Genomic DNA, 13,203 nt, shown 5'->3' with positions numbered 1-13,203 from the left:
GAGTTCTTCTACCCCATACCTTTCATAGACGCCAAAGTAGCTGACCAAACAATTAGCGACGAAAGAAAAATACCAATAGTGTTAGCCCAAAAAGCCTTTGTTTTTTCAATTTTGAAAAGATAAGAAGCTATGCTGCCTGCATATACTCCTGTACCATAAAAGGAATCATTACAAAAAAGATAAGACCCCAAAATCCGTAGCGTTTTATTTTATCGCCCGAGCCTACTTTGGCCTTTCGAGCAACATATATGGCAGATTTTTTATAAAAATCCCATTTTAAGAAATAACGATTTATCTTCTCAAGGAAGAAAATCATTAAAGGAAATACAAGAACGTTGGCTGCAAAACAAAAAATAAACACCAAATAGATATTAAGGCCATTGAGCAACCCATAAGGAATGCCCACCTTGGCCTCTCCAAAAGGAGAAATACTCCATAATATGGCAATGATAAAATCTATAATCACAATTATTTTTTTGAACGGGCAAAAGTACTAATACGAGGGGTCTGAAGCACCATTTTAACTCACAAATAAATCCAAAAATTGTGCCGCGTAAAAGTAGACAACCTGTTTTAACAGTTTTTAACTTTTCGATGAGTGGTACAATATTCCCTATCTATCTGTGTTTTAGACTATAGATATTTTTAATAACCCAAACCTTTTGACCTATGAAATCTTTATTTGCTAAATTATTTTTACTTGCTTTTGTATCAATGACTGCCTTTTCATGTAGTGTAAAATCTGAATTGGAAGACATTGCCGATGAACTAGAAGAGGAAAACAACGATGCACGAACTGAAGTAATTAAATTGGAAGATAACCAATAAGTTTGTCGCAATACAAATAGGAAAAAGGGAGCCTTAAAAGGTTCCCTTTTTTTATGCTATAAAGCTTTTACATTTCAGTTGTATGCCAATTACTGTACAATAATAGTATTGTCAGTAGCCGTTGGGTTCATAGGACAGAAATATACATATTCTCCGGCTTCCAATACAGTAGGTTTAGATGATTGCGTTTTACCGGTTGCAACAACTTCTGTTACATAAGCAGTCTGAATATGGTTTTCAGGTTTGCTAATATCTTCACCCTTCTTTACAAGAACAAAACCAACATCATGACCAACACCTTTGTTGGCAATTTCAAAAACATAAGTACCATAATAACGGTAAGTTGCTTTTTAGTAAACTCACCTGGAGTTTGCTCTAAGGTAATTGTTTTGACGTCTTTCTTGTTCATTTCGTTCTGGGCATTTGCTGAGAATGCTACTGTAAATACTAATACTACTGCTGCTATTATATTTTTCATAATTTTTAGTTTTGTCTCTTATTTTAAAAAAGACGGATTGTTAAATGGAATTTAATTTTAAAATTTGATTACTAATCCTGTACAACTATATATTACACAGGATGTATATTTATGCTTCAACAGCTTGTAATGGTGCTGCTTCTGGAAAATCTACAGGTACATCAGTAGTTTTGTGTAAATAGTTAGAGATGGTCTTATCACCAACCAATACAATTGTATCCACTAAGTTTTCTTTTGTCCATCCTGCGTTTAAAAAGTTTTTGATGACTGTATCATCTGCCGCACCACGGTTTTCTGTAACGTTTTTTGCAAAACTGGCAAGGGCGTCTAGTTTGTTGTCAAAAGAAGCTTTCCCTGCTCTAAGCTCAAGAATTTCTGAATCACTAAAACCATTCATTTTACCAATTGCTGTGTGGGCTGCAAGACAGTAGCTACATTCGTTTACCTGACTTACTGCTAGGTTTACTACTTCTTTTTGTTTGGCATTTAAAGATGTTTTAGCATTGCTCAGCGCTAAATAATTTGCCAAGGCATTTTCTGAATAAGCGTAAGTAGCGTAAAGATTGGGTACAAATCCAACAGCTTTTTCTAAGTTGTCAAAAATTGCTTGGTTACTTTTACTTACGTCCTCTCTTGTGGGCACATTAAATTTGCTCATAATCTTTTAGATATTTTGTCAAATAGAAAGGGCGATTCTTTATCGCCTTGGTCAATGACAGTTATTAATTCGTTATTGTTTTAAAATTTCGGTTGAGATTGTTCGGTATCACAATAAAAATCATGGTGATGTTTTTGCTCACAGTGAGTTTGCACATCTACGGTTTGTAGTTGTCTAGTAGGGCGTGAGAAAATCTCAATAAGGTTAAAAAGTGATATATGTTTTAGTTTCATCTTGCGTTGTTTTTAATTACACTGCAAAGATGAGAAGTAAGTGAAGTTGTTTGTTAGGCGGGATTGCCCGACCGCTTGTAGAAATTTCCCGTTACTAGGAAATTGGGGCTGTTTCTCTATATTGGGAAGGAGAAATACCTGTCATTTTTTTAAAAAACCTACTAAAATGTGCCGGATCATTAAAACCTAAATCATAGGCAATTTCTTGATTTTGCTTATCCGTAAAATTTATTAGACGTTTGGCTTCAAGAGCTAAACGGTTTAAAATAATCTGCTGAGGGGATTGCTGGTTGTAAATCGAAAAAAGGTTCGATAGCGTTTTTGGGCTTTTGAATAAAAGCTCTGCATAATCGCTAACTTTTCTCTTGGTCTTATAGTGCGTATCTACAAGCACATTAAATTTTCGGATGATTTCAACTTGATCATTATCTAATTTTTTAACAATGAGTTGTTCCTTGGCTAAACGCGTACAAATGATAATCAATCGTTTTAATAACATTTGAAGCATATCTCCTTGAATACCATCGGGAGTGGAAAATTCGTCCTGAAACACTTCGTATAATGTATCAAACTTTCGTTTTTGTTCTTGGGGAATGGAGATAATAGGAAGATCTTGGGTTCCAAAGAATAAGATTCCGTTACAAGACACCTCATGATCATGATCATTAATACAATAAAACTCTCTATTGAAATGAAAAGCGGTTAGTGGCAACTCGGTTTTTTCATATGAAACGTGTTGCAGGTAGGTGGTTGTAACCAACTGGTCTGGCATTAATTCAATAGCCATCCCATCAATATATAAATTAAGGGGTTGTTGGTTTCTATTCCATAACATGTAAATGTTTCCTGAACTTACGGAAAATTGATTTTGGTACTTTTTAATATCATTGGTAAACCCTAAATGAGAGCCTAGCTTGATGTCATTGAACTCAAATTTCATGTATAGCAGGTTATGTTAATTATACACTTTGGTCTCTTTTTTAAGAAGAACCTTACCCAGATTATCTTAATAGGAAGAAAACTTTAGTGTTAAACAATTATAAGTATTTGTTAAACAAAAATCCTTTTTGTACTATTGACAAAGTAAATGAGCATAGTTAACTTAACTACCAGCATGATGAAGTCGTACGATGCAGCAGCAGACAAGTTTCATAGTAAAATAAATATTAGTCCTGTGCCATTGGCTTCATGGGATATTCACAGTTTTAACTTTCATGAACTGTGTGAAAACGGAAAAGATGCAATTTGCATACAGAATATAGCCGAGCGTAACAGATGGTCTTATCGCAAAATAGATAGTTTGTCTTTGCAAAGTGGAGAAGTGGTAGTTATTACAAATAGTAATCTAACTATTGTACATGCTACAAGCAATATGGTTACAATGTCAGGATACAAAGCAGAAGAAATTATAGGCAAGACCCCTAAATTATTTCAGGGTAAAGAAACAAGCCAAGAAACTTTGGCTGAAATAAAAACGGCCATCGAAAGTAAATCACCTTTCGAGGCCGTTATTTTAAACTATAAAAAAGACGGTAGCACTTACAATTGTAGAATAAAAGCAGAGCCTATATTCAATAACCGTGGTAAGCTTGTCAACTATATAGCATATGAAAGAGAAGTAGCTTAAAGACCACTTCTCTTTTATTTACAATAAATTACTTCTTTTATATCTCGGTAACACGTAAAGTGTTAACCATACCTTTTTCTTTCATAGGCATTGCCGCCAAACTAATTAACATATCTCCTGTTTCTAAAAGGCCTTTGTCACAAGCCATTTTATTAACGTCTTCTATAGTTTCATCAGTAGAAACATCTTTGTCATAAAAGAAAGCACGAACACCCCATAAAAGATTCAGTTGTGTAAGTATACGCTTATTAGAGGTAAATACTAAAATGTGTGCGCTTGGTCTCCATGCAGAAATCTGAAATGCAGTATACCCACTATTTGTTAATGTAGAGATGGCTTTTGCTTTAATTTCATTGGCCATAATAGCAGCATGGTAACAAATAGATTTTGTAATATATCTTTTTGTACGAATGTGCGGTGGATCATGAGGAACTTGAATAAGTTCAGAGTTTTCTACACTTTGTAGAATACTTGCCATTTTTTCAATAACCTGAACAGGGTAGTTACCTACAGATGTTTCACCAGATAACATAACAGCATCAGCACCATCCATTACAGAGTTGGCAACATCGTTTACCTCTGCACGTGTTGGTGTAAGGCTAGTAATCATCGTTTCCATCATTTGGGTAGCGATAATTACAGGTATACGAGCTTTTTTAGCTCTAAGAACCAATTGTTTTTGAATTAATGGAACCTCTTGTGCAGGAACTTCAACACCTAAATCGCCACGGGCAACCATTAGGCCATCGCAATACGCAACAATCTTATCTATATTTTCAACAGCTTCCGGCTTCTCAATTTTAGCGATAATCGGAATTTTCTCGTCTGCATGTTCCTTAATAATAGCCTGTAAATCAATAAGATCTTGACTAAAACGTACGAATGAAAGTGCTATCCAATCAACCTTTAATGAAATGGCAAAAATGGCATCTTTAATATCTTTTTCTGTCAAAGCAGGCAAAGAAATATTTGTGTTGGGTAGGTTAACTCCTTTTTTAGAGCGCAACGGACCACCTTGTATTACCTTCGTTTTTACTTCAGATTTTCCATCTGTTGTAACAACTTCAAACATTAGCTTCCCATCGTCAAGTAAGATGCGCTCACCAGGCTTAACATCTTGAGGAAAGGCAGCGTAGTTCATATATACCCTTTCGGCAGTACCTTCAAAAGGCTCGCCGGTTACAAACGTAATTTCATCACCAGGGGCAACTACAACTTCACTAGCCATAACTCCTACCCTTAACTTAGGACCTTGTAAATCTCCAAGAATAGAGGTATTGCGACCAGTTTCTTCGTTTAGCTCACGAATCATTTTTACACGTTCGGTAACGTCCTCATAATCGGCATGTGAAAAGTTAATGCGAAAGACATCCACACCAGCCTCCATCATATCTCTTAGTACTTCTTTTTTACTTGTGGCCGGCCCTAGGGTGGCTACAATTTTTGTCTTTTTGTTACTTGGCATTGATCAAAAAATTAAATTGTTCTTAGATTTGAGTTTGTCAGTTTCTATTGCGTAAGCCGTTATAATATTGGGTATGTTTTGCAGTGTTCTTACAAGGTTTTCCATATTAATGAACCCATCTTGTTCTATTTTTAAAAAATAGTCTACATCTCGGTGTTCGGGTACCATGTGGAATGCTGTGAATGACGGTTCATCCTTAAACAACCCTTTTTGGTTTGCTGTGTCCTCTACTAAACCGTTATTGGTAAACAACGTCCAATACCTATCGTTGATATCATCTTTCCATTCAAAAATTGGAACCGTAATATGACCGGAAAGATCAAGATCTTCATTAGACCTCTTAAAACTCGATTTTAAATGAAGATTAAGAGCATAGGCTATGGAATAATCTTCAAGGCTACTATGCAATGCAACTAAATCGAATGAGTCTTCGTAAAAGTCGTTCGTAATTTTATGTACTGCTACCATAGGGGCACAAAGTGGTAAAGATAATATTAATACCGTACAACGCCTAGATTAGGCAAGGCTAATGCTATTTTTGAACAAAGTATAACATTTTGGTTACATAAAATTACAATTCAAGACTTATCCATCTTGTCTTGTAACGCATAATATGCTCTTTTTGATGCTCTTTCTTCTGCCTTCTTTTTAGAGGTAGCCCTTGCTTTTGCTACAACTGTATCTGCAATACTGAGTTTTACCGCAAAGTGTTTTAGGCTGTCATTACCGGTATCATCATAAACGTCATAATCAAACGTTTTTTTCTGCTTTTGGCACCATTCTATAACAAGGCTCTTATAGCTTATGACCTTTCCTTCTAATTGCTCAATGTCTACATAAGGTTCTATTACCTTTTGGCTTATGAATTTTTCGCAATACTTATAGCCTCGGTCTAGATAAATAGCACCTACTAGCGCTTCAAAAACATTGCCATGTATATTTTCGCCAAAGTGAGATTTTGGGATACGGCTTTTAACATGGTCAATAAGACCCAAATCTTTACCTAGTTCATTAAGATGTTTTCGGCTTACTATTTTTGAACGCATCTTAGTGAGATAGCCTTCATCTCCTTCAGGTACCTTATCGTATAAATGTTTGGAAATTATAGTGCCCAACATGGAGTCGCCTAAAAACTCAAGACGCTCGTAGTTAAGAGGATTCCCTTCTTTGTCCTTTTCATTAGCTGAACGGTGTACAAAGGCTTTTTTGTATATGGCTAGATTTTTAGGTTTAAAACCCAAAATAGAAGAGATTCCTCCAAAAAAATCCCCATCCTCTTTAGGATGGGAATTGAATATATTGGAAGGAAAACCCATAATGAATTACTCGCTAAATTTTTTGAAAATAACGCAGGCATTATGACCACCAAAACCGAAAGTATTGCTTAAGGCGACTTTTACATCACGTTTTTGAGCCTTGTTTAGGGTCAGGTTTAGTTTAGGGTCTATATTTTCATCTACCGTAGTATGGTTTATAGTTGGTGGAACCAAACTATGCTGCATTGCTAAAATTGATGCAATAGCTTCAATAGCTCCGGCGGCACCCAATAAGTGACCGGTCATCGATTTTGTAGAATTGATATTGATGTTTGGGGCATGATCGCCAAAGACTTCACTAATGGCCTTTAGTTCTGCCACATCTCCAAGGGGTGTAGAAGTACCATGAGTGTTTATGGCGTCTACATCTTCCGGTTTTAGACCGGCATCCCTTAAGCAGTTTTTCATTACTTGTACTACTCCTATTCCATCAGGATGCGGAGCAGTCATATGGTATGCATCGCTCGAAAGGCCACCACCGGCAACCTCGGCATATATTTTTGCACCACGCGCTTTGGCGTGTTCGTATTCTTCTAAAATTAAAGCGCCAGCTCCTTCACCAAGAACAAATCCGTCTCTAGTAGCATCAAATGGTCTAGATGCTGTTTCGTAACTGTCATTTCTAGTGGATAAAGCGTGCATGGCTCCAAAACCGCCCATACCAGCTATAGTAACTGCAGCTTCACTACCTCCTGTTACCACAACGTCACAATGACCTAAACGAATATAGTTTAGGGCATCTATCATAGCATTAGCGGAAGAAGCACAGGCTGAAACAGTCGTATAATTTGGCCCCATAAAACCATGTTTAATAGAAATATGCCCAGGAGCAATATCTGCTATCATTTTAGGTATAAAAAAGGGGTTGAATCTTGGTGTACCATCGCCTTCGGCGAAATTCATCACTTCGTTTTGGAAAGTTTCTAGGCCGCCAATACCGGCACCCCAAATAACTCCAACACGAAACTTGTCTACTACATCTAGGTTAAGCCCAGAATCTAGTATGGCCTCATCAGAAGAGACCAAGGCGTATTGCGCAAACTTATCTAATTTTCTTGCCTCTTTGCGATCAAAATGCTCAAGAGGGTCGAAATTTTTCAGCTCGCAAGCAAATTTCACCTTAAATTTTTCAGTATCGTAATAGGTCACGGGAGCAGAACCGCTCTTTCCGTTTTTAAGACCTTCCCAATATTCATCAATATTATTCCCGATGGGCGTCAACGCACCCAACCCGGTAACTACAACTCGCTTTAATTGCATTGAACCTAATTTTTGATTACTTAGTATAAGTCAAGCGTAAATTAAAAAAATTATCCATGCGATAATAGTTACCACATGGATAATTTTGAATCTTGTTCAAGAAATCATAAAGATTACTTCGCTTCTTCTATATAGCTAATGGCTTGGCCAACTGTTGCGATGTTCTCAGCTTGATCGTCTGGAATCTGGATGTCAAATTCTTTTTCGAATTCCATGATTAATTCCACGGTATCTAATGAATCTGCGCCTAAGTCGTTAGTAAAGCTAGCTTCCGTTACTACTTCGTTCTCATCCACACCTAATTTATCAACGATGATAGCTTTTACTCTTGATGCAATGTCTGACATAATAATATTGTTTTTAAAAAATTAAATTGGTTGCAAAAATAAAAAAACTTTGGACTAAAACCACTATTTGTCGTTAAAATGTCTTGTAATTTATAAAATTTCAGGATAAGAGCGGTATTTTTGACCGAAATATTTTGCTATCAGTAAGGTTAAAGGGCACATGAAAAACATTGTATTATTTGCTTCCGGTTCAGGTTCTAACGTTGAAAATATTGTTCAATATTTTCAAGAAAATCCTGAAGTCAACATTTCTGCCGTGCTAACGAACAAAACGCAGGCAAAAGTCTTGGACAGGTGTAATAGGCTTAATATTAATGGTTTATATTTTAATAGAAACTCTTTTTATAAGACGGATTGTGTACTTAATATTTTAAAAACTTTTAAACCAGACCTAATAGTGTTGGCTGGTTTTCTTTGGAAAGTGCTTATAAATCTGATTGCTAATTTCCCAAATAAAATTGTAAATATACACCCCGCACTTTTGCCAAAATATGGAGGTAAGGGAATGTACGGAGATAATGTACATAAAGCCGTACGAGCCAATAATGAGACCGAAACTGGCATTACTATTCATTATGTAAACGAAAATTATGACGAGGGAGCGAGAATTCGGCAGGTAAAAACGTCCGTTTCTGAAGATGATACTCCAGAAACTATCGCACACAAAGTTCATCAACTTGAATACGAATATTTTCCCAAGGTAATAGCCCAAATATTAGAGGTGGAATAATGGCGAAAAAAGGAAAATTCTATACGGTTTGGAAGGGTAAGAAACCTGGAATTTATGATTCTTGGTCAGCCTGTAAAGCTGCAATTAGTGGTTTTAAAGGAGCTCAATACAAATCTTTCGAAACATTTGATAAAGCAAAAAAAGCTTTCAATGGAAACTATGCGGACTTTACGGCGAAGAAAAAAGGTAAGCCCGTAATAACGCCTGAACAACTACAACGGTTTGGAACTCCCAATTATCATTCTATTTCTGTAGATGCTGCCTCTAGCGGAAATCCCAATTATGGAGTACCAAGGAGTAGATACCAAAACAGGGAAAAAGCTTTTTAGACAGGGGCCTTTTGCACAGGGTACTAATAATATAGGTGAGTTTTTGGCTATCGTACACGGCCTCGCTTTTTTGAAAAACAATAAAAGTGATCGAATAATTTATACAGATTCCCGTACCGCTATGAGTTGGGTGCGTAAGAAAACGTGCAATACCAAATTACCGGAAACCCCAAAGAACAAAGAAGTTTTTGATTTGATTCGCAGGGCTTTAGATTGGCTTAAGAACAATTCATACAGCACGCCAGTTGTAAAATGGGAAACAAAAGTTTGGGGTGAAATACCAGCGGATTTTGGCAGAAAGTAGTGGTAAACAGGCCTACCGCATTATTTAACACAAAAATGTCTTTCACTATTTTTTAGAGGATAGAAAACATCATAAATAACTGTTTTTTAAAAGGGTGTAAAATCTAAAAAAGGTAATACTCGCAGGCTTTTTTTGTAAGGGTATATTTGCATGGAAAAAGCGTTACAAAAGCGTATATTTGCAGCTTAAACTTAAATTTACATGGGTAAACTTCTAATCGTAGGCACTGTTGCCTTTGACGAAATTGAAACTCCTTTCGGAAAAACGGATAAGATTTTGGGTGGCGCAGCTACCTTCATTGGTTTGGCGGCCTCTCAATACAATGTAGAATCTGGAATTGTTTCTGTTGTAGGCGAAGATTTTCCGCAGAGTTATATAAATATTTTAGAGGACAAGAATATTGACCTCAGTTCTTTGGAGGTTGTAAAAGGTGGAAAAACCTTTTATTGGAAAGGAAAATATCATAATGACCTTAACTCTAGAGACACGTTAGTTACAGAACTAAATACATTAGCAGACTTTAACCCTGTGGTATCAGAAGGTTTTAAAGATGCGGATGTGGTTATGTTGGGTAATCTTCACCCAAGCACTCAGCTAAGTGTTATTAATCAGATGAAAAAACGACCAAAGTTAATAGTATTAGATACTATGAACTTTTGGATGGACAATGCGCTACCAGAGTTAATGGAGGTTATAAAACATATTGATGTCCTTACCATTAATGATGAAGAGGCTAGACAGTTAACCAATGAGTATTCTTTGGTTAAGGCTGCTAAAGCTATTCAGAAAATGGGGCCAAAATATTTGGTGATTAAAAAAGGGGAACACGGGGCACTTTTGTTTCATGAAGAAGATATTTTCTTTGCACCCGCTTTACCTTTAGAGGAAGTTTTTGATCCAACTGGTGCTGGAGATACATTTGCAGGAGGGTTTACGGGATATTTGGCGGCCACTGATGATATTTCGTTTAATAACATGAAAAATGCAGTCATACACGGTTCAAATTTAGCATCGTTCTCTGTGGAACAATTTGGGACCGAACGTATGGAGAGCTTAAAAAAGGAAGAGGTTAATAAAAGGTTGCATCAGTTTAAAGCCTTGACCCAGTTTGATATAGAATTAAAATAATGACACGCCCCTATATTAGGGGCTTTTTTAATACATAGATTTACTATGAGTGACGCGATCAAACATGAATGTGGTATTTCGGTAATACGGTTACTTAAACCGTTGGAGTATTACAAAGAGAAATACGGTACAGCCTTTTACGGGGTTAATAAGATGTACTTAATGATGGAAAAGCAGCACAATCGTGGTCAAGATGGTGCGGGTTTTGCCAGTATTAAATTAGATGTTGCGCCATAGGTGAACGTTACATGAGCAGAGTACGTTCAATTGCACAGCAGCCTATACAGGATATCTTTGCGCAAATTAATGATCGCATAAACTCAACACTTCAGGAGCACCCAGAGTATGTTGATGATGTTGCTGCACAGAAAAAGAACATTCCTTATATTGGTGAGGTACTTTTAGGACATGTGCGTTATGGTACTTTTGGAAAGAATAGTATAGAAAGTGTTCACCCATTTTTAAGACAGAACAACTGGATGCATCGTAACATTATAGTTGCGGGTAACTTTAACATGACCAATGTTCATGAGCTGTTCGATAATCTGATTCAAATAGGGCAGCACCCTAAAGAAATGGCCGATACAGTAACCGTAATGGAGAAAATAGGTCATTTTTTAGATGATGCTGTTGCTAAGCTGTACAAGCAAATCAAAAAAGAAGGATATACAAAACAAGAAGCTTCACCTATTATTGCAGAGCGTCTTAAACTTCATAAAATTTTAAGAAGAGCTGCTAAAAACTGGGATGGTGGTTATGCTATGGCCGGTCTTTTAGGTCATGGAGATGCTTTTGTTCTTAGAGATCCTGCTGGAATCAGACCAGCGTATTATTATCAAGATGATGAAGTTGTAGTTGTTGCTTCTGAACGTCCTGCTATACAGACTGTGTTTAATGTGCCTTTTGAAGAGGTTAAAGAACTTGATCCAGGTCATGCCATTATTATTAAAAAAGATGGATCTTCTGCTGTAACAGAAATATTAGAACCTACAGAGCGTAAGGCATGTTCATTTGAACGCATCTATTTTTCTAGGGGAAGTGATAAAGAAATATACGAAGAACGAAAGAAATTAGGAAGACTACTTTTTCCGCAAATATTGAAGTCTATTGATCACGATATAAAGAAAACGGTCTTTTCATACATTCCTAATACTGCCGAAACCTCCTTTTTTGGAATGGTGAGGGAAGCGCAGAATTACATGAATAAAAGAAAGGAAGAACAAATACTCGCTATAGGTTCAAAAATAACAAGTGAAGAGCTTCATGAAATTTTAGAGGTTCGTCCACGAATAGAAAAAGTAGCTATTAAAGATGCGAAGTTGCGTACTTTCATTACGCAAGATAGTAGTAGGGATGATCTTGTTGCACACGTATATGACATTTCTTATGGATCAGTAAAGAAAGGCGATAATCTTGTTATTATAGATGATAGTATTGTAAGAGGAACGACTTTAAAGAAAAGTATACTTCGAATTTTAGATAGGTTATCTCCAAAAAAGATAATTGTTGTTTCATCTGCTCCGCAAATTAGATATCCTGATTGCTACGGTATTGATATGGCCAAACTAGAAGACTTTATTGCATTTAAAGCGGCTTTAGCTTTACATGAAGAGCGACTCACTATGAATATAGTGGATGACATTTATGATAAGTGTCTAAAACAGGTTAATAGTAAGGATACGGACGTCATTAATTACGTTAGAGAATTCTATGCGCCGTTTACTGCAGAAGAAATATCAGCAAAAACAGGAGAGTTGTTAAGTCCAGAAGGTATTAACGCAGAAGTTGAGATTATCTACCAAACCGTAGAGGCACTGCATGAAGCTTGTCCAGACAATTTAGGAGATTGGTATTTTACCGGACACTACCCAACCCCGGGTGGTAACCGAGTAGTAAATAGAGCCTTTATTAACTTTTATGAAGGCAAGAGCGAACGCGCGTATTAATTAACCTTATCGATGAAATGCACTAATAAAGGTATTTCATCGATAATATTGGCTATTTGGCGTTTTTTTAGCCGCTTGGGCGGAGGTCAGATTACATTTGGTCTTGCCATAGCATAAGTAGGTTAAGTTCATGGTAAGATTTGGGGCAAAAAGGTGGAGAAATCTCCACCTTTTTATTTTCCGCTATTTTGTAAAGTTGTTTCCTCATTCGCTTTACGACCTCTCCATAAAATCTAGAATTCTCTTTGTTTATTTGTTTTTTGACCGTGTTGGTCATTCATCGTTCATTGATGAACTCTTTAACCGATTTTCGTACAGTTTGGCAAAGATGTTTTTGTATAGATCAATGCCACTGTATCTTTGGAGAACCATAGCATAAGTAGGTTAAGTTCATGGTAAGATTTGGGGAAAAAAAGGCGGAGTTTATACTCCGCCTTTTTATTTTCTATATTTTCCCTAAACAAGATTTCTCCACACAATATATTCCTCTTTTTCAACTTTCTATTTTTCTATTCAGAAAGCGAGTGATTTTGGTCGAAAATGTATTTCAACTA

12 protein-coding genes and 3 pseudogenes are annotated in these 13,203 nt (G+C 36.4%); 6 read left to right on the top strand and 9 right to left on the bottom strand.

Annotated features, from left to right (window positions below; genetic code table 11):
- Nucleotides 1-8: 8 nt before the first annotated feature.
- Nucleotides 9-361 (bottom strand): annotated as a pseudogene (locus Q5W13_RS07885) (COG2426 family protein).
- A gap of 308 nt (nt 362-669) precedes the next feature.
- Here Q5W13_RS07885 and Q5W13_RS07880 point away from each other — a divergent pair.
- Entirely contained in the window at nt 670-828 is a 159-nt protein-coding gene (locus Q5W13_RS07880; protein ID WP_155595405.1) for a hypothetical protein, read from the top strand.
- Nucleotides 829-1,093: 265 nt separating this feature from the next.
- On the opposite strand, the gene Q5W13_RS24780 is transcribed toward Q5W13_RS07880, so the two are convergent.
- The 3 genes from Q5W13_RS24780 to Q5W13_RS07865 form a co-directional block, all read right to left on the bottom strand.
- Nucleotides 1,094-1,306: a hypothetical protein gene (locus Q5W13_RS24780; protein WP_368662481.1), complete on the bottom strand. Its 213-nt coding sequence runs from the start codon at nt 1,304-1,306 to the stop codon at nt 1,094-1,096.
- Nucleotides 1,307-1,415: 109 nt separating this feature from the next.
- Nucleotides 1,416-1,964 (bottom strand): carboxymuconolactone decarboxylase family protein, encoded by a 549-nt coding sequence (locus tag Q5W13_RS07870; protein WP_304445926.1) that lies wholly within the window; start codon nt 1,962-1,964, stop codon nt 1,416-1,418.
- 327 nt (nt 1,965-2,291) lie between these two features.
- Complete coding sequence (locus tag Q5W13_RS07865; protein WP_304445925.1) at nt 2,292-3,137, bottom strand: helix-turn-helix domain-containing protein; 846 nt, start codon at nt 3,135-3,137, stop codon at nt 2,292-2,294.
- Nucleotides 3,138-3,284: 147 nt separating this feature from the next.
- On the opposite strand from Q5W13_RS07865, the gene Q5W13_RS07860 reads away from it, so the two are divergent.
- Nucleotides 3,285-3,824 (top strand): PAS domain-containing protein, encoded by a 540-nt coding sequence (locus tag Q5W13_RS07860; RefSeq protein WP_304445924.1) that lies wholly within the window; start codon nt 3,285-3,287, stop codon nt 3,822-3,824.
- A 37-nt stretch (nt 3,825-3,861) separates the two neighbouring features.
- Here the strand turns inward: Q5W13_RS07860 and pyk are convergent, their stop codons facing one another.
- The 5 genes from pyk to Q5W13_RS07835 all read right to left on the bottom strand — a co-directional run bounded on the left by pyk (nt 3,862) and on the right by Q5W13_RS07835 (nt 8,212).
- The gene (gene pyk, locus Q5W13_RS07855; RefSeq protein ID WP_155595411.1) at nt 3,862-5,289 is read right to left on the bottom strand and encodes a pyruvate kinase; all 1,428 of its coding nucleotides are present in this window, start codon (nt 5,287-5,289) and stop codon (nt 3,862-3,864) included.
- 3 nt (nt 5,290-5,292) lie between these two features.
- Entirely contained in the window at nt 5,293-5,757 is a 465-nt protein-coding gene (locus Q5W13_RS07850; RefSeq protein WP_155595412.1) for an IPExxxVDY family protein, read from the bottom strand.
- A 110-nt stretch (nt 5,758-5,867) separates the two neighbouring features.
- Complete coding sequence (gene rnc / locus Q5W13_RS07845; protein WP_304445923.1) at nt 5,868-6,605, bottom strand: ribonuclease III; 738 nt, start codon at nt 6,603-6,605, stop codon at nt 5,868-5,870.
- A gap of 6 nt (nt 6,606-6,611) precedes the next feature.
- Nucleotides 6,612-7,865 (bottom strand): beta-ketoacyl-ACP synthase II, encoded by a 1,254-nt coding sequence (gene fabF / locus Q5W13_RS07840; protein WP_155595414.1) that lies wholly within the window; start codon nt 7,863-7,865, stop codon nt 6,612-6,614.
- A 113-nt stretch (nt 7,866-7,978) separates the two neighbouring features.
- Nucleotides 7,979-8,212 (bottom strand): acyl carrier protein, encoded by a 234-nt coding sequence (locus Q5W13_RS07835; RefSeq protein WP_008269813.1) that lies wholly within the window; start codon nt 8,210-8,212, stop codon nt 7,979-7,981.
- A 160-nt stretch (nt 8,213-8,372) separates the two neighbouring features.
- Here Q5W13_RS07835 and purN point away from each other — a divergent pair, with 160 nt between their 5' ends.
- The 4 genes and pseudogenes from purN to Q5W13_RS07815 all read left to right on the top strand — a co-directional run bounded on the left by purN (nt 8,373) and on the right by Q5W13_RS07815 (nt 12,649).
- A complete protein-coding gene (gene purN, locus Q5W13_RS07830; RefSeq protein ID WP_304445922.1) occupies nt 8,373-8,942 on the top strand; it encodes a phosphoribosylglycinamide formyltransferase in 570 nt (189 codons plus the stop codon).
- Nucleotides 8,942-9,575, top strand: a pseudogene (locus Q5W13_RS07825) (ribonuclease H1 domain-containing protein). The gene purN and the pseudogene Q5W13_RS07825 overlap by 1 nt, the downstream one beginning before the upstream one ends.
- A gap of 201 nt (nt 9,576-9,776) precedes the next feature.
- The gene (locus Q5W13_RS07820; RefSeq protein ID WP_304445921.1) at nt 9,777-10,703 is read left to right on the top strand and encodes a PfkB family carbohydrate kinase; all 927 of its coding nucleotides are present in this window, start codon (nt 9,777-9,779) and stop codon (nt 10,701-10,703) included.
- A 45-nt stretch (nt 10,704-10,748) separates the two neighbouring features.
- Nucleotides 10,749-12,649, top strand: a pseudogene (locus Q5W13_RS07815) (amidophosphoribosyltransferase).
- The last annotated feature ends 554 nt before the right edge of the window (nt 12,650-13,203 follow it).

It is taken from the genome of Zobellia laminariae (genome assembly GCF_030553095.1).
GTDB lineage: Bacteria > Bacteroidota > Bacteroidia > Flavobacteriales > Flavobacteriaceae > Zobellia > Zobellia laminariae.
The sequence above is the reverse complement of the archived record's forward strand: the minus strand, read 5'-3'. Positions and strand labels throughout refer to the sequence as shown.

Bases quoted from the DNA above. Each gene is read 5' to 3' on its own strand.
- Q5W13_RS07880 (WP_155595405.1), top strand. From the start codon at position 670: ATGAAATCTTTATTTGCTAAATTATTTTTACTTGCTTTTGTATCAATG.
- Q5W13_RS24780 (WP_368662481.1), bottom strand. From the start codon at position 1,306: ATGAAAAATATAATAGCAGCAGTAGTATTAGTATTTACAGTAGCATTC.
- Q5W13_RS07870 (WP_304445926.1), bottom strand. From the start codon at position 1,964: ATGAGCAAATTTAATGTGCCCACAAGAGAGGACGTAAGTAAAAGTAAC.
- Q5W13_RS07865 (WP_304445925.1), bottom strand. From the start codon at position 3,137: ATGAAATTTGAGTTCAATGACATCAAGCTAGGCTCTCATTTAGGGTTT.
- Q5W13_RS07860 (WP_304445924.1), top strand. From the start codon at position 3,285: ATGAGCATAGTTAACTTAACTACCAGCATGATGAAGTCGTACGATGCA.
- pyk (WP_155595411.1), bottom strand. From the start codon at position 5,289: ATGCCAAGTAACAAAAAGACAAAAATTGTAGCCACCCTAGGGCCGGCC.
- Q5W13_RS07850 (WP_155595412.1), bottom strand. From the start codon at position 5,757: ATGGTAGCAGTACATAAAATTACGAACGACTTTTACGAAGACTCATTC.
- rnc (WP_304445923.1), bottom strand. From the start codon at position 6,605: ATGGGTTTTCCTTCCAATATATTCAATTCCCATCCTAAAGAGGATGGG.
- fabF (WP_155595414.1), bottom strand. From the start codon at position 7,865: ATGCAATTAAAGCGAGTTGTAGTTACCGGGTTGGGTGCGTTGACGCCC.
- Q5W13_RS07835 (WP_008269813.1), bottom strand. From the start codon at position 8,212: ATGTCAGACATTGCATCAAGAGTAAAAGCTATCATCGTTGATAAATTA.
- purN (WP_304445922.1), top strand. From the start codon at position 8,373: ATGAAAAACATTGTATTATTTGCTTCCGGTTCAGGTTCTAACGTTGAA.
- Q5W13_RS07820 (WP_304445921.1), top strand. From the start codon at position 9,777: ATGGGTAAACTTCTAATCGTAGGCACTGTTGCCTTTGACGAAATTGAA.